The organism is Streptomyces sp. ICC1 (genome assembly GCF_003287935.1).
Lineage (GTDB): Bacteria > Actinomycetota > Actinomycetes > Streptomycetales > Streptomycetaceae > Streptomyces > Streptomyces tritrimontium.
Map to the genome: position 1 here is coordinate 8,919,886 of NZ_CP030287.1, position 18,886 is coordinate 8,938,771.

The window sequence follows — 18,886 nt, forward strand, 5'->3', positions numbered from 1 at the left end:
GCTGCCATGACCACCGCATCCGCCTCCTACGACCGCTCCTCGGCCGCCCGCTTCCCCGTCGCCGTGGACTCCGCCCTGCGCACCGCGGGATGGGAACCGGGCCGCTGGGACATCAAGCAGGCCGAGTACTGGGCCGACGCCCTGCGCGACCACACCACCCCCGCCGGACACCGCCACACCGTCTTCCCCGCCGCCGTCGAGACCTGGGCGGAATTCGGCAACCTCACCATCACCGCCCCCGGGCCCGGACGCCAGATCGCCCCCGTCGCCGTACGGCTCGACCCGCTCACGGGCCTGCACCTCGCCCGCACCTTCGCCGACCTCGGCCGGGCCCTGTCCACCCAGCTCTGCCCCCTCGGCGTCGAGGCCGACACGCGCCTGAACGGAGGGGGCTCCCACCTCGCCCTCGACCGCGAGGGCCGGATCTACTGCGTGGACCACACCGGCGACTGGTACCTCGGCGCGAACCTCGACGAGGCCCTCACCCTCCTCCTGACCGGCCTCCAGCCCACCCGCCTCACGACGGGGTAGGGGTCCAGGGCCAGGGCCTGAGCCAGGGTCGGAGCCTGAGCCAGGGTCGGAGCCAGGGCCAGGGCCAGGGCCGGAGCCGGGGCCGGGGCTACCCCAGCTCCGGAAGCCGCTCCCCGGCCACGGGGTAGCGCCCCTCCTCCAGCCGGAACAGGTACGCCCGCAGATCCGCGGCGAGCCCGTCCGCCAGGTAGCTCCGGAAGTGCCGTGCCCCCAGCGCCGCGTCCCGGTCCGCCCGGTGGACACTCTCCCCGTACTCCGCCAGAGTGGCCGCCAGGTGCTCCTCGACCCGCGCCCGCTCCGACCACCAGCGCCGCACCAGCACCGGCGTCCACCACAGGTCCCCGTCGCAGGCGTACTCCTGGAACGGCTCCTCGTCCGCCGCGTCCACCACCTGCCGGACCTGCCCCGGATCACGCGGCTGCCGGAACACGTACTCCAAGCCGTGCTCACTGCTCGCCGCGTACATCACGTTGTCCGGCGCGTTCAGCCGCCCGGTCCAGCACGTGTCCGTCTCGCCCGTGTAGAAGGGGCCCGGCACGTTCAGCCACAGCCGCTTCTCCCACCGCCCCTGGAACAGCTTGCGGTCCTCACCCGTCAGCTCCGCCACCGGATCCCAGCCCACCGTCATCCCCACTTCCCCCTGTCCGCCCGCCTCACAGCCGCGGAAGCGTACTCGTCATCACCTCCTCCCCCGCCCTCTGGTCGCAGACCAAGGACGCCCGCGCCAAACTCGGCCCCGTCCTCCTCTACGACCCCTCCCGCCTCTGCGACACCCCGGCCCGCATCCACTGGAGCCCCACGGAAGGCTGCGCGGACCGCGCCACCGCCGCCGCCCGCGCCATCGCGCTCCTCGCGCCCGTCCGCCCCCAGGCCCGCATGGACGCGGCCATCGCGGAGACCGCGGAAACCCTCCTGCGCTGCTGGCTCCAGGCCGCCGCCCTGGACGACCGCCCCTTCAAGCAGCTGCACCGCTGGGCCCAGGGCACGAACGCCCAGGACCCGGTCCGCATCCTCCGGACCCACCCGCAGGCGGCAACGGCCGCCCCCGGCGCGGCCGGCGAGCTCGAGAGCGCCCTCACCGCCCACCCCGAACGCCGCGAGCTCGCCCAGCACCTCACGGCCCGCGCCCTGATCGCCCTCTCCTCGATCCACATCCGGGAGTCCTGCACCCCGAACCGAAACGATTCCCTCGCCCTGGCATCGTTCGTCTCCGAAGGGGGCACCCTCTACGTGGTGGGTGAACCCCTGGAAGATCCCCGTACCCACCCGGGTGCGATGCCCTTGCTGACCGCACTCGCCTCCAGCGTGGTCGAGCACGGCCGTCGCGTGGCCGCACGGTCATCCCACGGTCGGCTCGACCCACCACTGGCACTCGTCCTCGAGGACGTCGCCGCGGTCGCCCCGGTCCCCCAGCTCCCGCAGCTCCTCCAGGACGACACGCTCCCCCTCCTCGCCCTGTGCCGCAGCCGCGAACAGGCCCGCTCCCGCTGGCCGGAGGCGGACCTCCCGGTCACCACCCCCCAGCACTGACCCCGTGGCCGATACGCCTCCGCCCGCTGCCCCCACAGGGGACAGCGGGCGGACGAGCTCGGACCGGGGCCGGCTACGGCCTCTCGAACACGTACTCCAGCTCCTTCGCGGACGGGTCGGTCGGCATCGGCACGACGTATCCGCTCGCCCGGAACCCGAAGCGCCGGTAGAAGGCCGCGGCCCGCGCGTTGTCCTCGTGCACGAAGAGCCGTACGCGCTCCAGCGCGGGCTCGTCCAGCGACCAGGCCCACTCCAGCGCGGCATCGAACAGCGCTTCGGTGAGACCCGTCCCCCGCTGCCCGGCCCGTACGAACACGCCCACGAGGTGTCCCTGCGTCCGCTCGATGGAGCCCTCGAAGATGTCGGACGTGCCGGCCTCCTCCACGAGGACGGTCACCGACCCGTTCCACTCTCCGTCGGGCGCCTCGGCGACGAACTGCCGGACCGCACGTCCTTCCGCGCCCCGGGAGGTCCGCTCCTGCCAGAATTCATCGCTCTGGCTCTCGCCGTGCTCGACGGTCTCGAGGAAGGCCACCGCCGCGGCCGGATCCTTCAGGGCCGCGATCCGCAGCTCCTTGACCTTCTCCCACTCGTCCGCTCGTACCGGACGTATCACGTGCTCGTTCATACTCCCGGATCCTAACCACCGGACCGGTGGGGCTTCACCTGCATTTACCCCGGAACGCAGAAAAGCCCCGCACCGAACCCCAAAGGGCTGGTGCGGGGCTTTCCCACAATGATTGTTCGGCGGCGTCCTACTCTCCCACAGGGTCCCCCCTGCAGTACCATCGGCGCTGAAAGGCTTAGCCGTAGACCCGCCCGAAGTCCCGCCCGCGAGCACCCGCTGAGTGGCCATCAGGACCACCAGCGCCGCACCTCCGGCCACACCCGCCACCGCGAACCCCATCGCCGTGCCGCCCGCCTCCACCGACGGACCCGCCGCAGCCGTGCCGATCGCCGCACCCACCCCGAAGAACGTCACCAGCCAGGAGAACGCCTCCGTCACCGTGCCCGCCGGCGCGTGCCGGTCCACCACGATGAACGCGCACGCCAGCGCCGGCGCCAGGAACACCCCGGCGAGCGCCGCGAACACCGTCATCAAAACCGGCCCCGGCACCAGCACCAGCGGCAGGTAGCAGACCGCCAGCAGCGCCACCAGCATCCGCAGCCGCCGCTCCGGAGCACCAGGCCACTGCCGCGCCCCGTAGACCACACCGCCCGCCAGCGCCCCCAGACCCAGCGCCGCCATCAGCCAGCCGTACACCGCCTGGCCCCCGTGCCCGTCCGCGTACGCCACACCCGCCACCGTGATCGACCCCAGCGCCGTACCCACGAAGAAGAACGAACCCAGCAGCGCCAGCAGCCCGCGCGAGCGCAGCGCCCCCAGCCAGTGCGCCTCGCGCGGCGCCGAACGCCACGCGCGCGAAGGCTCGGACACCACCACCGACAGCGCCCCCAGCACACCGATCGCGTTGATCACCAGCAGCGCCGCCGCCGGATCCCACAGCGCCACGAACAGCGTCACCAGCAGCGGCCCCACCGTGAACATGACCTCCTGGGCCACCGCGTCCATCGCGTACGCCGCGTGCACCCGCTCCTCCCGGTGCCCCAGCACCCCCGGCCACAACGCGCGCAGCCCGCCCTCCAGCGGCGGCGTGAACAGCCCCGCCACCACCACCGCCCCGTACGCGACCGCCACCGAACCCGTCCCGGCCAGCGCCAGCCACACCATGCCCAGCGCGGACACCACCGCCGCCGGCAACTGCACCCGCGGCTGCCCGAACAGGTCCACCGCCCGGCCCAGCAGCGGCTGCCCCACCGCGTTGGCCACCCCGTACGCCGCCGCCAGCGCCCCGGCCAGGCTGTAGCTGCCGCCCTCGGCCCGGGTGAACAGCACGATCGCGATCGGCCCCGTGCCGTTCGGCAGCCGGCCTATGAGCGTGCCCACCAGCAGCCTCGCGGCATGCCGGGTCCTGAGCAGCTCCGCGTAACCCGCGGCCATGTCCGCCCCCTTCTGCCCGGACCCAGCCGGGAGTAAGCCAAGTAATACGTATAACGTGACGGGTCATACGTACCATGGCCACACTCGGACGGTCCACCCGCCGAACCCCGAACACCCCCGTGACCTCGCACTACAGGAGCACCGTGTGACGAGACCCACCAGCCGCGACGTGGCCACCGCCGCCGGGGTCTCCCAGGCCACCGTCTCCCTCGTCCTCGGCGACAAATGGCGCGGCCGCGTCTCCGAACGCACCGCCGACACCGTCCGCAAAACCGCCACCGCACTCGGCTACCGCCCCAACCTCGCCGCCCGCAACCTCCGCCTCGGCTCCACCCGCACCGCTCTCCTCGTCGTCCCCGCCCTCACCAACGAGTTCTTCGCCCGCGTCTACACCGGCGCCGCCCGCATCGCCGCCGAACACGGCTTCGGCGTCGTCCTCTACCCCTCCCCCGACGGCACCGGCCCCGCCCGCGACCGCTTCTCGCGTGCGTGCAGGGCGGTGTCGACGGACTTCAGGCGGCCGTTGCCGCCCTCGATGTGGGCCCGCAGGCTCTGGTAGGCCAGGGCCCAGGACGGTGTCTGCCAGGGGAGCTCCTGGCGCAGTCGGGGCATGAAGGGGGACGGCACGGGGACAGCGGAACGAGCGCAGCACTGGGGGCGGGCGGGGAGGGGGAGGCCGCTGCGCGGCCGCGGTCAGACGAGGGAGGCGTACAGACCGGGGCGGCGGTCGCGCAGGTACGGGTTGGTCTCGCGCGAGGCCCGCAGCAGCTCGGGGTCGGCCTCGCCGAACACCAGCTCCTCGCCTCGGCCGGCCCGGGTGCGGGTCACCCCGTCGGGGCTCGCCAGGCAGCTCAGTCCGACGAACTCGAACTCGCCCTCGGGGCCGGTGCGGTTGACGTACGCGATGTACATCTGGTTCTCGAAGGCCCGTACGGGGACGAGCTGTTCGGCGACGAACTGGAACGGGTGCATCTGCGCGGTCGGCACCAGGAGGAGATCGGTGCCGGCGAGCGCGTGCGCCCGGACGTTCTCGGGGAACTCCACGTCGTAGCAGATCATGATGCCGACCCGGAGGCCGCCCAGGTCCGCCTGGACGACGGGGATGTCGCCGGGGGTGAAGGCGTCCTGCTCGAAGCAGCCGAAGAGGTGGGTCTTGCGGTAGTTCGCCAGCCGGTCCCCGCCGGGGCCGATGAGCTGCGCCGCGTTGTAGACGGCCTCGCCGTCCCGCTCCGGGTAGCCGTAGAGCACGGCCACCCCGTGGCGGCGGGCGATCTCGCCGATGGCACGGGCGGACATGCCGTCGGCCGGTTCGGCGAGCCGCGCGATGTCCTCGATCTCCAGCGCGTAGCCGGTCAGGAACATCTCCGAGGTCACGAGGAGCCCGGCCCCCGCCCGTGCGGCGCGAGCCACGGCCTCGTCGAGGGCCTTCAGGTTGTCGGCGGTGTCGCCGAGCCGTCCGGAACTCTGGAGGAGGGCGGTGCGCAGCGGGGGCATGAGCGACCTCTGTGGCAGGAGGGGAGGGGGTCATCAAACGGTACGTTCGCGCGTTCGACGGCGACAAGCCACGACCATTGCGCTCCCCGCATCGAATCGTTGCGTGTTCTCGGCAGCGGGCGGCGATTCGTTGCGCGGAGGCCGTACGAAGGCCCCGAGCGGGTCCGGCGACGGTCCCGGGGGGCTCCGGCCGGACCCCTCCGGATCCCTATCCGGCCGTACGGAATTCCGGGTCGGTGCCGAGCCGGCGCAGGTCTTCCAGGATGTCGGGCGTGTGGTTGGACACCACCCGGCCGCTCCAGCCGTCGCAGAGGGCGGGGACGGTGAGGGTGCCGTCGTGGTGGTGCCCGGAGGCCTCGTAGGCGCGGCGCAGCTCGTCGTGGGCGGCGGAGCCGCGGGAGCCGGGCGGCAGGACGGTCACGGCCACGGCGTCGCGGAGCCCGAGGCCGGTGAGCGCGGAGGCGACGCCGAGGCAGCGCGGACAGTCGTCGTCGGCGAGGTAGACCCGGTAGCGGTGCGGGACGGGCGAGAACCCGGTGCCGATCCGCCCCCGCAGGGCCTGCTCGGCCGGAGCGCTGGTCGGAGGGCTGGTCGGAGGGCTGGTCGGAGCCGGGGTCGGGGGCAGGGGCCGGGCCGGGTGGGGGTGGTGGTGGTGGTGCGGGATGCGGTTGCGGTGTCAGCCACGGCCGTACTCCTCCTCAGCCTTCCAGAAGAAAATGAACCCGCCGACGCCGAAGACCAGCGACCAGCCGAGCGCGACCAGCCAGACGTGGTGCGGGAGCCGGCCCGCCTGGAACGAGTCGATGAGCGCGAAGCGCATCAGGTCGATGAACACGGCGGCGGGGTTGAGCTGGAGGGCCGTCGAGACCCAGTGCGGCAGGTGGTCCGTCTTGAGCATCGAGTCGATCGACCACATGACGCCCGAGGCGTACATCCAGGTGCGCAGGACGAACGGCATCAGCTGGCTGACGTCCGGGCTCTTCGCCCCGATCCGGGCCATGATCATCGCGCAGCCGGCGCAGAAGCCGGCCATGAGCGCGAGGGCGGGGAAGACCAGCAGCCAGCTCAGGCTGGGGGTCTGACCGAAGGCGAGCAGCAGGACGAGCAGCGCGCCCATGGTGACGAGCAGCTGCTGGAAGAGCTGGACGACGGTGGACAGGGGCAGGGAGGCGCGCGGGAAGTGCAGGGCGCGCACCAGGCCGAGGTTGCCCTGGACGGCGCGGGTGGAGGCGTTGACGCAGCTGCCGATGAAGTCCCAGACGAAGACGCCGGTGATCAGGAACGGCACGTAGTCCGCGACGCCGCGGCTGGCGTGCATGACCAGGCCGAAGATGAAGTAGTAGACGGCCGCGTTGAGCAGCGGGGTCACCAGGTGCCAGACCTGGCCGAGGCTGGCCTCGCTGTACTGGGCCCGCATCCGGGCGGTGGCGTACGCGCTCACGAAGTGCCGGCGGCCCCAGAGCTGGGCGATGTAGCGGGGGAGCGGGGGGCGGGCGCCGCTCAGGGTCAGGCCGTGGGAGGCCGCCAGTTCGGCGATCGGGTCCTCGGCCCGGGCCTCGGTCCGGTCCTCGGTCCGGTCCTTGGACGGGTCCTTGGGCCGGGGGTGGGCCGGGGGCGCGGTGGTCACTGTCACGGAGGGCCGCTTTCGACGGGGTCAGGGCGTCGCTGGCGATGGGACGGGTCCGTATCGTCGCTACGCCGAGATTAGGGCGTCCGACGTCGGAACGCAACCGTATCGTCGTGGCGGGATATGCTCTCCTCATGACCACCGATCCCGCGCCTGCCGCCGCCGTACCCGCCCCTGCCCCCGCCCGCAGACCCCCCGCCGGGGCCGCCGTCCTCCGCGAGGACGTGACCGAGGCGATCAGGGCCGCCGTCCTGGAGGAGCTGGCGACGGTCGGGTTCGCGCGGATGTCGATCGAGGGCATCGCGCGGCGGGCGGGCGTGGGGAAGACGGCCGTGTACCGCCGGTGGAAGTCCAAGCTGCACCTGGTCCTGGACCTGGTGGCGGCGTTCGCGGTGGACGGCCTGCCGGTACCGGCGACGGGGTCGCTGTACGGGGACGTGCGCGCGCTGCTCGAGGTCATGTCACACGTGCTGCGGCACCCGGTCGCGTCGGCGGTGATCCCCGACCTGCTGGTGGAGGCGGCGCGGAACCCGGAGATCGCGGACGCGGTGCGGGGGGCGCTGCTGGAGGGGCAGCGGCGGATGGCGGAGGGGATCGTCTCCGACGCGGTCTCGCGCGGCGAGCTGCCGGTGGGGGTGGACGGGGCGCGGAGATGTGTTTAAGGGGGGCCCCCCCCCCCGACCCCTCCGCGAAACAATTCTGCAATCTCTTGCGCAAAGTCTTGCAGCCCTTCTCCCTGGCACCTACGGTCGCTGCAATCCCCAACTCGGCCGTGACCGGTCCCCACCCGGCTCCGTGCCTCTCCGCCAGGAGGAACTCCGCATGTTCACCCCCGCACGCGCTGTCAGAGCCGCCGCCGCGTTGCTCTCCGTTTCCGCCCTCGCGGCCGTCGCCGCCGCGGCCGCGCTCACCTCGCAGGCGTCGCCGGCGTTCGCCGCCGCGCCCGGGGAGAAGGACGTCACCGCCGTGCTCTTCGAGTGGCGGTTCGACTCCGTCGCCAAGGCCTGCGGCGACAGCCTGGGGCCCGCCGGGTACGGGTACGTGCAGGTCTCGCCCCCGCAGGAGCACATACAGGGGGGCCAGTGGTGGACCTCGTACCAGCCCGTCAGCTACCGGATCGCCGGGCGGCTCGGTGACCGGGCGGCCTTCAAGGCGATGGTGGACGCGTGTCACGCCGCCGGCGTGAAGGTCGTCGCCGACTCCGTCATCAACCACATGGCCGCCTCCGACGGCACCGGGACCGGGGGTACTTCGTACACGAAGTACAACTACCCGGGGCTGTACTCGGGCGCCGACATGGACGACTGCCGGGCGACGATCTCCACCTACACCGACCGCGCGAACGTCCAGAACTGCGAGCTGGTCCAGCTCGCCGACCTCGACACCGGCGAGGACCACGTACGCGGCCGGATCGCCGGCTACCTCAACGACCTGTTGTCCCTCGGCGTCGACGGGTTCCGGATCGACGCCGCCAAGCACATGCCCGCCGCCGACCTCGCCAACATCAAGTCCCGGCTGGCGAACCCGAACGCGTACTGGAAGCTGGAGGCGATCCACGGGGCGGGCGAGGCCGTCTCGCCGACCGAGTACCTCGGCAGCGGCGACGTACAGGAGTTCCGCTACGCCCGCGACCTCAAGCGGGTCTTCCAGAGCGAGAACCTCGCCTACCTGAAGAACTTCGGGGAGGCCTGGGGCCACATGCCCTCCGGCCAGTCCGCCGTCTTCGTCGACAACCACGACACCGAGCGCGGCGGCGACACCCTCAGCTACAAGGACGGCTCCTCCTACACCCTCGCCAGCGTGTTCATGCTCGCCTGGCCCTACGGCTCCCCGGACGTGCACTCCGGCTACGAGTGGACCGACCGGGACGCCGGACCGCCCAACGGGGGCACGGTGAACGCCTGTTACTCCGAGGGCTGGAAGTGCCAGCACGCCTGGCGCGAGATCTCCGCGATGGTCGGCTTCCGCAACGCGGCGCGCGGGCAGGCCGTCACCGACTGGTGGGACAACGGGGGCGACCAGATCGCCTTCGGGCGCGGCACCAAGGCGTACGTGGCGATCAACCACGAGGGCTCGGCGCTGACCCGGACCTTCCAGACCTCCCTCCCGGCCGGCGGCTACTGCGACGTCCAGAGCGGCCGCGCGGTCACCGTGGACTCCGGCGGGCGGTTCACCGCCACCCTCAACGCGGGGACGGCCGTCGCCCTGCACATCGGCGCTCGCAGCTGCGGCAGCACGCCCACGCCCACCCCCACGGCCACCCCCACTTCCTCTACAGCTGTAGAGTCCCCTGTAAGGCCTCTACGAATGTAGAGGGTCGGCGGGTCAGGGGAAGGTGTGCCATGTCGGAGGAGCTTGCGCGTCATGCGGTCGTGGCGGGTGCGGGGATCGGCGGGCTCACGGCCGCCCTGGCCCTGCACCGCCGGGGCTGGCGGGTCACCGTCTGCGAGCGGGCGGCCGGTCCGACCGCCGCCGGCGCGGGGATCGTCCTCGCCCCCAACGCCCTGCGCGCCCTGGACGCCATCGGCTTCGACCCCGCCGCCGCGGCGGGCGGCTCCGTCCCCACGGCCGTGGGCGGCCTGCGCCGCCCGGACGGCGTCTGGCTCAACCGCGCCGACACCACCGCGATGACGGCCCGCTACGGCAGGCCCCCGCTCGCCCTGCACCGCTCGGCGCTCGCCGCGGCACTGACCGCCGCACTCCCCGAGGGCACCCTCTCTTACGGGGCTGCCGTCACCGCCGTCGAGGAGGCCCGCGGCCGCGCCGTGGTCCGTACCGCCGCCGGGGACCTCACCGCCGATGCGGTCATCGCCGCCGACGGCATCCACAGCACACTGCGCCGCCGCTCCTTCCCGGACCACCCCGGCCTGCACTACAGCGGGGAGACCGCCTGGCGCGCCGTCCTGCCCGGCGGGGCGGTCACCGAAGCCTGCGAGACCTGGGGACGCGGCGAACGCTTCGGGACGGTCCCGCTCGCCGACGGCCGGGTCTACCTCTACGCCACCGCCGTCGTCCCCGAGGGATTCCGGCCCGCGGACGTCCGCGCCGAGCTCCTGCGCCGCTACGGCACCTGGCACGACCCGATCCCCACCCTCCTGGAACGGATCGACCCGGCGGCGGTACTCCAGCACGACCTGTACGACCTGGCCGCCCCGCTGCCCCGCCTCCACGACGGCCGTACCGCCTGGATCGGCGACGCCGGGCACGCCATGACCCCGAATCTGGGGCAGGGCGGCTGCCAGGCCATCGAGGACGCCGTGGTCCTGGCCCACCTGCTGGAACGCGTGGACCGGGCCGGTGTCACCGCCGCCCTCGCCGCCTACAGCAGGGCGCGCCTGACCCGTACCGACGCCCTCCGGGTCCGGGCCCGTCGTGCGGGCCGGGTCGCCGCCCTCTCCCACCCGCTGGCCGTCGCCGCCCGGGACCTCGCCGTCCGCGCGACCCCAGCCCGTACCGCGCGGCGCGCCCTGGACGACCTGTTCGACGGGTTCACGCTCCCGGCCCGGGCGGAGCGGACCGAAAGCCGCTGAAACCGCTGAAGCCGCTGAAGGCGTTGCGGCGGGCGACGCGGAAAGCTGCCTTCGACGCGCCCGTTTCCTTCGATCCGGGGGCCGGATCCGACCCCGAACCTTCCCCTGAAAGGGATACGGGCGCGCACGGAGCGTGAGATCCGGGTCCCCCGGCGGTGACCCGCCCCACAGGACCCACGTCACATACGAACCGGGATCGTAGTCCCTGAAGGTCCCATATCCACCCCCACACACCAGCCCCGACCTGCACCGATACCCGCCCGGCCGGCGGGGGGCCGTTCCGCCCCGGCTGCGAGGACCACTAGTAAGAGCGGTCGTTGCCAGCGGCCTCGAACCGTGGACAGCGCGAGTGGTGTAGAAGAGACAGGGGCGGCGGCGCGGGTCGGGCGGCGGCGCGGGCCGGGCGGCGGCGCGGGACGGGCGGCGGGTCGCGCCGGGGGTCACCGCAGGCGCGCCAGCTCCCGCCGCGCCGCCGCGACCGACTCCCCGCCCGCCGGCAACAGGGGCAGGCGTACGTCAGGGGTCGGGATCCGGCCCTGCGCGTACAACACCCCCTTGACGACCGTCGGGTTGGGCTCGGCGAACGCCGCCGCGGACAGCCGGGCCAGCGCGTGGCCCAGGGCCCGGGCCCGCTCCACGTCGCCCGCCCGCCAGGCCGCGTCGAGCTCGACGAACCGGGCCGTCGCGAGGTGCGCCGAGGCGAGGATCCCGCCCGCCGCGCCGAGCGCGAGCATGGGCGAGACGTGCGCGTCGTCGCCCGCCATGACCGCGAAGCCCTCCGGCAGGTCACCGAGCAGCGCCACCGTGTCCTGGTCGACCGAGCCGACCGCGTACTTCACCCCGGCCACCCCGGGCAGCGCCCCGACCGCTCGCAGCGCGGCCGCGTCCAGCGGCTGCCCGGTGCGGTAGGGGATGTGATAAACGATCAGCGGTACGGGGCTCACCTCGGCCAGCCGCGTGAAGTGCGCCAGCACCCCGGCGGCCGAGGGCCGGACGAAGGCCGGCACGGTCACGAGCGCAGCCCGTGCCTCGGGCCAGTGCTTCAGCCGGGCCAGGGAGTCCTCGGCGGCCCGGGTCCCGCTCGCCCCGGCGCCGATGCTCAGGTACGCCCCCCGCTCCCGGCAGACCCGGGCGCAGACGTCGGTGACGAGGTCGCGCTCCGCCTCGTCGAGCGAGGCCGTCTCGGCGGTGGTGCCCAGGGCCGCGATCCCGGCGGCGCCGGCGTCGAGCACCTCGTGGGCGAGCGCCTCCAGTGCCCCGGAAGCCACCTCCCCGGCGGCGGTGAACGGCGTGATCAGCGGGACGTGGATCCCCTGCGGTGCCAGGTTCTGTGTCATGCGTCGAGCCTGGCGCGATCCGAGCGTCGAATCCAGTTCGCGTTTCTTACCCGAAGCGTAAGCTGATCCGATGCTCGATGTACGACGCCTGCGCCTGCTGCGCGAACTTGCCCGCCGGGGGACCATCGCCGCCGTGGCCGAGGCGCTCTCCTTCAGCCCTTCGGCCGTGTCCCAGCAGCTCGGGGTCCTCGAGCGCGAGGCCGGCCTGCCCCTGCTGGAGCGCACCGGCCGCCGGGTGCGGCTCACTCCCGCCGGGCAGAACCTCGTCCGGTACGCCGAGGAAGTGCTGGAACTGCTGGAGCGGGCCGACGCCGATCTCGCCGAAGCGCGCAGCGGCCTGGCCGGAGCGCTGCGGATCGGATCCTTCCCCACCGCCACCAGGGCCATCGTCCCGGCGGCCCTGGTGGCACTGGCCCGCCGCCATCCGAGGCTCGAGCCGATGGTGTCGGAGACCGACCCGGCGGCGGTCGCGCACGCGCTGCGCGCCGGGGACCTGGACGTGGCCCTGATCCACGAGTACGACTTCGTCCCCGCACCGGACGAGCCCGGGCTGGCGGCGGAGCCGCTCTGCCGGGAGGCGATGTACCATCGGGTCCGGCGGCGGCGGGACTGCCAGACGGCGGCCGCGCCCAGGGCGGCCACCGCCGCGATGCCCGCGAGGAGGCCCGCCGACGGGCCGCCGCCGGAGTCGCCGGAGCCACCCGCGTCGCCGGCTTTCGCCGGGGCGGGGGCGGTCTCCGCGACCGGCTCGCCGCAGCCCTGGTCAGCGAGCTGCTCCCCGACGTCCCCGACGACACCCACCCGCGCGACCTCTCCGAGGGCCAACGCCTGGCCCTGGCCCTCGCCCTGGTGCTGACCGGCCGCCCGGCCCTGCTCCTCCTCGACGAGCCGACGCGCGGTCTCGACTACGCCGCCAAGGCCCGCCTCGTCGAGATCCTGCGCGCGCTGGCCGCCGACGGCCACGCCATCGTCCTGGCCACCCACGACGTGGAACTCGCCGCCGAGCTCGCCCACCGGGTGGTGATCCTGGCCGGCGGCGAGATCGTCGCGGACGGCCCGACCGCCGAGGTCGTCGTCTCCTCCCCCGCCTTCGCACCGCAGGTCGCCAAGATCCTGGCCCCGGGCCACTGGCTCACGGTCTCCCAGGTCGCCGCGGCCCTCGTCCTCGTCACCCTCATCGGCATCGCCGCCTTCGGCTGGCCCCTCCTCGCCGACCGCCAGTCCGGCTTCGCCCACTCCCAGGACGCCCCCTGGCTCTTCGCCGCCCTGCTGCCCCTGCTCGTCGGGGTGGTCGTCGCGACCATCGCGGACGACGGCATGGACGCCAAGGCCGTCGCCATGCTCGGCGTACTGGCCGCCGTCGGGGCCGCGCTGCGCCCCCTGGGCGCGGGCACGGCCGGTCTCGAGCCGATGTTCTTCCTGATGGTGCTGAGCGGCCGCGTCCTCGGCCCGGGATTCGGCTTCGTCCTCGGCGCGGTCACGATGTTCGCGTCGGCCCTGCTCACGGGCGGGGTGGGGCCGTGGATGCCGTTCCAGATGCTCGCGATGGGCTGGTTCTCGCTCGGCGCGGGCCTGCTGCCGGGGCCGGACCGGATCAGGGGACGGGCCGAGCTGGCGATGCTCGCGCTGTACGGGTTCCTGGGCTCGTTCGCGTACGGCACGGTCATGAACCTGCAGGGCTGGGTGATCCTGCAGGGCATGGGCCAGGGCATCTCCTTCCACCCGGGGGACCCGGTGGCCGCGAACCTGACCCGCTTCCTGGCCTACTGCCTGGCGACGTCGCTGGGCTGGGACCTGGGGCGGGCCGCGCTGACCGTCGTACTGACGCTCACGATCGGCCCGACGCTGCTGAAGGCGTTGCGGCGGGCGACGCGGAAAGCTGCCTTCGACGCGCCCGTTTCCTTCGATCCGGGGGCCGGATCCGACCCCGAACCTTCCCCTGAAAGGGATACGGACGCGCACGGAGCGTGAGATCCGGTCCCCCCGGCGGTGACCCGCCCCACAGGACCCACGTCACATACGAACCGGGATCGTAGTCCCTAAAGGTCCCATATCCACCCCCACACACCAGCCCCGACCTGCACCGATACCCGCCCGGCCGGCGGGGGGCCGTTCCGCCCCGGCTGCGAGGACCACTAGTAAGAGCGGTCGTTGCCAGCGGCCTCGAACAACCATGCGCGGCGAAGACCGCTGGCTGCGGCAGAGTGGTTAAGCGGGGGGGGGGGGGCGAGGCGGCGGGGGGGGGAGGTGATCCCGGGCGAGGTGGATCGGCCGGGCCTGCGGGACGGTGCGGAGGTCACCCGCGTACCGCCGTGAGGCTCTGGCGGGCGGGGCCCGGCGCGCTCGCGGCGTCACGCGCGGCGTCACGCTTGGCGACCTCCTCGCGGACGAGCGGGATCACGTGGCGGCCGAAGTCGACGGCGTCGCCCAGCAGGTCGTAGCCGCGGGCCGAGAGGATGTCCACGCCGAGGTCGTGGTAGTCCAGCAGCGCCTGGGCGACGGTCTCCGGTGTGCCGACCAGCGCGTTGGAGTTGCCCGCGCCCCCGGTGGCGGCGGCGGTCGGGGTCCACAGCGCGCGGTCGTAGCGCTCCCCCGCCTCGGCGATGGCGATCAGCCGCTGTGAACCGGTGTTCTGCGGCGCCGGGGATTCCAGGACCCCGCCCTGGTGGCGCCGTACGGGGGCGGTGCGCCGGCGCTCCTTGATCGCGCCCACCGTGCGGTGGGCCTTCTCCCAGGCGAGCTCCTCGGTCGGGGCGATGATCGGGCGGAAGGCGACCTGGATGCGCGGCACGTCGGTGCGGCCCGCGGCCCGCGCGGCGGCCTTCACGGACTCGATCTGCTGGGCCGTCTTCTCCAGCGGCTCGCCCCACAGGCAGTAGATGTCGGCCTCCGCTCCTCCGGCGGCGTACGCGGCGGGCGATGAACCGCCGAACGACACGTTCGGGCGCGGCTGTTGGACGGGGAAGACGTCGCTGACGAAATCGTGGAAGCGGTAGTGCGCTCCCTCGTGGTCGAAGGGCTCGCGGGTGGTCCAGATCTTCTTGACGATCCGGATGTACTCGCGGGTGCGGGCGTAGCGCTCGTCCTTGGTCAGGGTGTCGCCCTCGCGTCCCTGTTCGTGGTCGTTGCCGCCGGTGATGAAGTGCACGGCCAGCCGGCCCTCGCTGATCCGGTCGAGGGTCGCGAAGGTCTTGGCGGCGAAGGTGGGGTACGAGACGTTGGGCCGGTGGGCCAGCAGGATCTGGAGGCGGTCCAGTCGGCTCGCGATGTACGCGGCCGCCGGCGCGGGGTCCGGGGATCCGGAGCCGTAGGCGAACAGCACCCGGTCCCAGCCGTGGTCCTCGTGCGCCCGGGCGAGCCGGAGCATGTACTCCTTGTCGAAGGAGGCTCCGGAGCGTGCGGTGGTTTCGGAGCCGTCGTTGGTGGCGGCTATGCCGAGGAATTCCACGGGCATGGCGGTGGCCTTTCGTGAACGTGCGGCGAATCGAATGCGGGCAGGGTGAACCGCCGCCCGTACGGCGGGAATCCGGAATTCATCAGGCGAATGCGTGCGAGGCGGCGTACGGGCACGGCGAAAGAAGTGGTGCGCGGCGCGAAAAAGGGCGTGACGAGGCGGGACGGGGCGGGACGGGGCTTCATGAGGCGCGGTGAGGTGCAGTGCGGCGCCGGCGCACGGCCGGGCCCGGGGCAGCGCGTCCCGGAGCGGGTCACGGCCCGCGCGACGGCGGTGCGAAGGGAGGGGGCTCGGCGCCGACCTGGTTCCAGGCGAAGGAGAGGTTGTCGAGGAGCCGGGGGCCGGGCAGGAGCGGGGCGGGGGCCTCGACCACGCGCTCGCCCGAGTGGGAAGCGGCGACGAGGTTCCAATACAGCGGGAAAAGGGAAATCAAGGCGGCCAGGCCCAGCAGGACGTAGGTCAGCGGTCCCGCGTGGTGCTGACGGCCCGGCGACTGGCGGAAGCGGCTGGCGCGCGGCGCCTTGGCGGTGGTGGTGGTCGTCGTGTCGAGTGCGTGGGCCATGAGCTCAGCTCCCCGCCTTCTTGCGCATGTGGCCGGCGGCGCCGCCTGTGGTGCGGCGGCGACGCCTGAGGTCGCGGTTGTGATGGGAGCGGGTGATCAGGGCCTGGATGCCGCCGACGAGTAGGAGGAGCAGGAGCATGACCCAGGCGATGGCGGAGGCCTGCCCGAGTGCGCCGGTCACCCAGCCCTTCTCGTACATGAGCAGGCTCAGGGTCTGGAACTGGTTCCCGCTGCCGCCGCTGATGCCGACGCTGCCGCCGAAGAGCATGGGCTCGCCGAAGAGCTGGGTGGCACCGATGGTGGAGACGATGACCGTGAAGAGGATCGTCGGCCGGATGGAGGGGATGGTGACGCTGAGGAACTGGCGCCAGCGCGAAGCACCGTCCAAGGCGGCGGCCTCGTAGAGGTCCTGCGGTACGGCCTGCATGGCCGCGAGGTAGATGAGGGCGTTGTAGCCCGTCCAGCGCCAGGTGACGATCACCGAGATCGCGATCTGTGCGGGCCACTTGGAGGACTCCCAGGCGACCGGGTCGAAGCCCGCCCAGCCCAGCACCGTGTTGATCAGGCCGTAGTCGGTGTTGAAGAGTTGGGCGAAGACGAGCGTCGCCGCCGCGATGGAGGTGGCGTACGGGGCGAGGATGGCGACGCGGAAGAAGCCCCGGCCGCGGAGCCGGTAGTTGAGCAGGTGTGCGAGGCCGAGGGCCATCAGCAGCTGGGGGACGGTGGAGATCACGCCGATGGTGAAGGTGTTGGCGAGGGCGTTCCAGAAGAACTCGCTGGTGGCCAGGGAGCTGTAGTTTTCCAGCCCCTTCCACTGTGCGCTGCCGCCGAGTTCGACGCGGTGGAGCGACAGCCAGCCCGTGTAGATGAGGGGGAAGAGGCCGAAGGCCGCGAAGGTGAGGAAGAAGGGGGCGATGAAGACGTAGGGGATCGCCTTCAGATCGAAGCGGTAGAGCGTGCTACGCAGGCCGCTCCGGCCGGAGGGCCGATGCCTGCTGGATCGGGATCCGTAGTCAGGGCCCGGGAGTTGCGTGTCGGGCGGTGGGGAACTGCTGTCCGTCGCCCGTACGGGGGTGGCCACGGGGGCGTCCTTCCAGGTCGATGAGTGCGGCGTGCGGAAGGCGACAGCCCGCCGCCATCCGCGGGGAGGCGGTGAGTGGCGGCGGGCCGTCATGCTGTTCCGCTACTGGTCGATCTTGTCGTCGACCAGCTTCTTGACGTTGTCCCAGGCCTTCGCCGGGTCGGTGCCGCGCTGCTCGATGTCGAGGATGCCGTTGTCGGTGAGGAAGGTCTTCACCTGGCCGTCCGTCCGCTACCTCGCCCCCGAACACCGCACCAGGGCCCTCGCCACCCTCACCTCGACCGCCCGCGTCCTGCTGCGGCGCACCGAAGACGGCTCCGCCCCCGGCCTGCGACTGGTCGCCGCCCGCACCCTCATCAGCAGCGCGCGGGAGAGGTCGTCGAGCTGGTCCACGAGCTTGCGGCGCAGGAGCGGGGTGATGTCCGGGTCGGCCAGGCAGGCGTGGCCGGCCTGGAGGTTGGCTTCGGTGATCTCGTGGCCGGGGAAGCACCAGCGGCCCGCGGCGTCGGCGATGGCGGGGCCGCGGCGGGCCGCGAGGGTGACGGCCTCGGGGTAGTAGCGGGGCACGTACTCCCGTACGAGGTCGGCCTGTTCGGGCTGCCAGAAGCCCTGGGCGGTGGCGGTGAAGAGGTAGTTGGACAGGGTGTCGTCGTGGAAGAGGCGGTCCCAGGCGGCGGCCTTGGACTCGGCGGTGGGGAGGGCGGCGCGGCAGCGGGCGGCGCCTTCGCGGCCGGCGGCGCTGGGGTCGGCGGTGAGGGCTTCGTCGATGTCGGATTCCACGACCGCGCCGAGTACCGACAGGCGGGCCAGGATGCGCCAGCGCAGTGCGGGGTCGAGTTCGGGGCCGCCGGGGACGGTGCCTTCGGCGAGCCAGGCGGCCACGGTGTCGGGCTGGGTCGCGCTGCTGATGAGGGTGCGGACGGCGACCAGTCGCAGGCCGGGGTCGGAGCCGTCTTCGGTGCGCCGCAGCAGGTCGCGGGCGATCGAGGTGAGGGTGGCGAGGGCCCTGGTGCGGTGTTCGGGGGCGAGGTAGCGGACGGCGATCTGGCCGCGGGCGAAGTCGATGACGTTCTGGACGATGTCCAGGTCGGTCTCGTCCGGCAGGTGGGCTTCGGCGGTGGCCAGGTAGTCGGCGGCGTCCAGTTCGCCGTCGCGGACCATGTCGCGCAGGGAGTTCCACACGACGGCGCGGGTGAGGGGGTCGGGGATGCGGGAGATGCCGCGCAGGGCGGTTTCCAGGGAGGTCTCGTCGAGGCGGACCTTGGTGTAGGTGAGGTCGCCGTCGTTGAGGACGAGGAGGGCGGGGCGCGCGCCGTCGGCCGAGAGGATCTCGTCGGAGGGGACGTCGAGGGCGAGGATCTCGCGGAGTTCGAGGGCGGCGTCGGGGGCGCGGTCGTAGAGGCCCGCGGCGATGTGGTGGGGGCGGCTTCCGGTGCGGTCGACGGTGAGGGTCCAGCCTCCGGGGCTTTCCTCGATGCGCGGGGTGAGGGTGTCGACGCCGGTGGTGCGCAGCCAGATCTCGGCCCAGGCGTGGACGTCGCGGTCGGTGTTCGCGGCGAGGGAGTCGACGAAGTCGGCGAGGGAGGCGTTGGCGAACTTGTGGCGGGCGAAGTGGGTGTTGATGCCGGCCAGGAAGTCCTTCTCGCCGAGCCAGGCGACGAGTTGGCGCAGGGCGGAGGCGCCCTTGGCGTAGGAGATGCCGTCGAAGTTGAGGAGGGCCCGTCGCTTATACCCATCT

The 18,886-nt window shown here is 73.0% G+C and carries 14 protein-coding genes and 6 pseudogenes; 9 read left to right on the top strand and 11 right to left on the bottom strand.

Annotation, left to right across the window (positions count from 1 at the left end):
* The first annotated feature begins 6 nt into the window (after positions 1 to 6).
* Positions 7 to 531 carry an SUKH-3 domain-containing protein gene (locus tag DRB96_RS41905; protein WP_112453032.1) on the top strand — a complete coding sequence of 175 codons (525 nt, stop codon included), beginning with the start codon at positions 7 to 9 and terminating at the stop codon, positions 529 to 531.
* An 88-nt stretch (positions 532 to 619) separates the two neighbouring features.
* Here DRB96_RS41905 and DRB96_RS46175 read toward each other — a convergent pair whose 3' ends face one another.
* On the bottom strand, positions 620 to 1,159 hold the full coding sequence (locus DRB96_RS46175) for a hypothetical protein (protein ID WP_112453033.1): 540 nt from the start codon (positions 1,157 to 1,159) through the stop codon (positions 620 to 622).
* A 44-nt stretch (positions 1,160 to 1,203) separates the two neighbouring features.
* Between DRB96_RS46175 and DRB96_RS41915 the strand changes: the two are divergent.
* Positions 1,204 to 2,061: pseudogene (locus DRB96_RS41915) on the top strand (type VI secretion protein); the annotation flags it as partial.
* A gap of 73 nt (positions 2,062 to 2,134) precedes the next feature.
* Here DRB96_RS41915 and DRB96_RS45695 read toward each other — a convergent pair.
* Positions 2,135 to 2,917, bottom strand: a complete 783-nt coding sequence (locus DRB96_RS45695; RefSeq protein ID WP_343234717.1) for a GNAT family N-acetyltransferase — start codon at positions 2,915 to 2,917, stop codon at positions 2,135 to 2,137.
* Positions 2,894 to 4,063: pseudogene (locus DRB96_RS45700) on the bottom strand (MFS transporter); the annotation flags it as partial. The gene DRB96_RS45695 and the pseudogene DRB96_RS45700, both read right to left, overlap by 24 nt.
* 145 nt (positions 4,064 to 4,208) lie before the next feature.
* On the opposite strand from DRB96_RS45700, the pseudogene DRB96_RS46180 reads away from it, so the two are divergent.
* A pseudogene (locus DRB96_RS46180) lies at positions 4,209 to 4,547 on the top strand (LacI family DNA-binding transcriptional regulator); the annotation flags it as partial.
* Positions 4,548 to 4,756: 209 nt separating this feature from the next.
* Here DRB96_RS46180 and DRB96_RS41930 read toward each other — a convergent pair.
* The 3 genes from DRB96_RS41930 to DRB96_RS41940 all read right to left on the bottom strand — a co-directional run bounded on the left by DRB96_RS41930 (position 4,757) and on the right by DRB96_RS41940 (position 7,094).
* Positions 4,757 to 5,557: a carbon-nitrogen hydrolase family protein gene (locus tag DRB96_RS41930; protein ID WP_112453035.1), complete on the bottom strand. Its 801-nt coding sequence runs from the start codon at positions 5,555 to 5,557 to the stop codon at positions 4,757 to 4,759.
* Positions 5,558 to 5,765: 208 nt separating this feature from the next.
* Positions 5,766 to 5,978 carry a hypothetical protein gene (locus DRB96_RS41935; RefSeq protein WP_162689171.1) on the bottom strand — a complete coding sequence of 71 codons (213 nt, stop codon included), beginning with the start codon at positions 5,976 to 5,978 and terminating at the stop codon, positions 5,766 to 5,768.
* 255 nt (positions 5,979 to 6,233) lie between these two features.
* On the bottom strand, positions 6,234 to 7,094 hold the full coding sequence (locus tag DRB96_RS41940; protein WP_239516948.1) for an ABC transporter permease: 861 nt from the start codon (positions 7,092 to 7,094) through the stop codon (positions 6,234 to 6,236).
* Between the two features lie 224 nt (positions 7,095 to 7,318).
* On the opposite strand from DRB96_RS41940, the pseudogene DRB96_RS41945 reads away from it, so the two are divergent.
* From DRB96_RS41945 to DRB96_RS41955, 3 genes and pseudogenes are all read left to right on the top strand, one after another.
* A pseudogene (locus DRB96_RS41945) lies at positions 7,319 to 7,825 on the top strand (TetR/AcrR family transcriptional regulator); the annotation flags it as partial.
* A gap of 181 nt (positions 7,826 to 8,006) precedes the next feature.
* On the top strand, positions 8,007 to 9,497 hold the full coding sequence (locus DRB96_RS41950) for an alpha-amylase family protein (RefSeq protein ID WP_239517849.1): 1,491 nt from the start codon (positions 8,007 to 8,009) through the stop codon (positions 9,495 to 9,497).
* Positions 9,498 to 9,526: 29 nt separating this feature from the next.
* Positions 9,527 to 10,714: an FAD-dependent monooxygenase gene (locus DRB96_RS41955; RefSeq protein WP_112453038.1), complete on the top strand. Its 1,188-nt coding sequence runs from the start codon at positions 9,527 to 9,529 to the stop codon at positions 10,712 to 10,714.
* Between the two features lie 440 nt (positions 10,715 to 11,154).
* Here the strand turns inward: DRB96_RS41955 and DRB96_RS41960 are convergent, their stop codons facing one another.
* On the bottom strand, positions 11,155 to 12,051 hold the full coding sequence (locus tag DRB96_RS41960) for a dihydrodipicolinate synthase family protein (RefSeq protein ID WP_112453039.1): 897 nt from the start codon (positions 12,049 to 12,051) through the stop codon (positions 11,155 to 11,157).
* Between the two features lie 70 nt (positions 12,052 to 12,121).
* Here DRB96_RS41960 and DRB96_RS41965 point away from each other — a divergent pair, with 70 nt between their 5' ends.
* The 3 genes and pseudogenes from DRB96_RS41965 (at position 12,122) to DRB96_RS41970 (ending at position 14,022) form a co-directional block, all read left to right on the top strand.
* Positions 12,122 to 12,907 carry a LysR family transcriptional regulator gene (locus DRB96_RS41965; RefSeq protein WP_204357960.1) on the top strand — a complete coding sequence of 262 codons (786 nt, stop codon included), beginning with the start codon at positions 12,122 to 12,124 and terminating at the stop codon, positions 12,905 to 12,907.
* Positions 12,901 to 12,987, top strand: a pseudogene (locus DRB96_RS45710) (hypothetical protein); the annotation flags it as partial. The gene DRB96_RS41965 and the pseudogene DRB96_RS45710, both read left to right, overlap by 7 nt.
* Positions 12,988 to 13,161: 174 nt before the next feature.
* On the top strand, positions 13,162 to 14,022 hold the full coding sequence (locus DRB96_RS41970; protein ID WP_162689191.1) for an ECF transporter S component: 861 nt from the start codon (positions 13,162 to 13,164) through the stop codon (positions 14,020 to 14,022).
* A 325-nt stretch (positions 14,023 to 14,347) separates the two neighbouring features.
* On the opposite strand, the gene DRB96_RS41975 is transcribed toward DRB96_RS41970, so the two are convergent.
* The 4 genes and pseudogenes from DRB96_RS41975 to DRB96_RS41990 all read right to left on the bottom strand — a co-directional run.
* Entirely contained in the window at positions 14,348 to 15,505 is a 1,158-nt protein-coding gene (locus DRB96_RS41975; protein ID WP_112453041.1) for an LLM class flavin-dependent oxidoreductase, read from the bottom strand.
* 301 nt (positions 15,506 to 15,806) lie between these two features.
* Positions 15,807 to 16,067 (bottom strand): annotated as a pseudogene (locus tag DRB96_RS41980) (carbohydrate ABC transporter permease); the annotation flags it as partial.
* A 4-nt stretch (positions 16,068 to 16,071) separates the two neighbouring features.
* The gene (locus DRB96_RS41985; protein ID WP_112453042.1) at positions 16,072 to 17,148 is read right to left on the bottom strand and encodes a sugar ABC transporter permease; all 1,077 of its coding nucleotides are present in this window, start codon (positions 17,146 to 17,148) and stop codon (positions 16,072 to 16,074) included.
* A gap of 231 nt (positions 17,149 to 17,379) precedes the next feature.
* Positions 17,380 to 18,886: ERAP1-like C-terminal domain-containing protein (locus DRB96_RS41990; RefSeq protein WP_204357961.1), on the bottom strand; the 1,507-nt coding region annotated here is incomplete at its 5' end.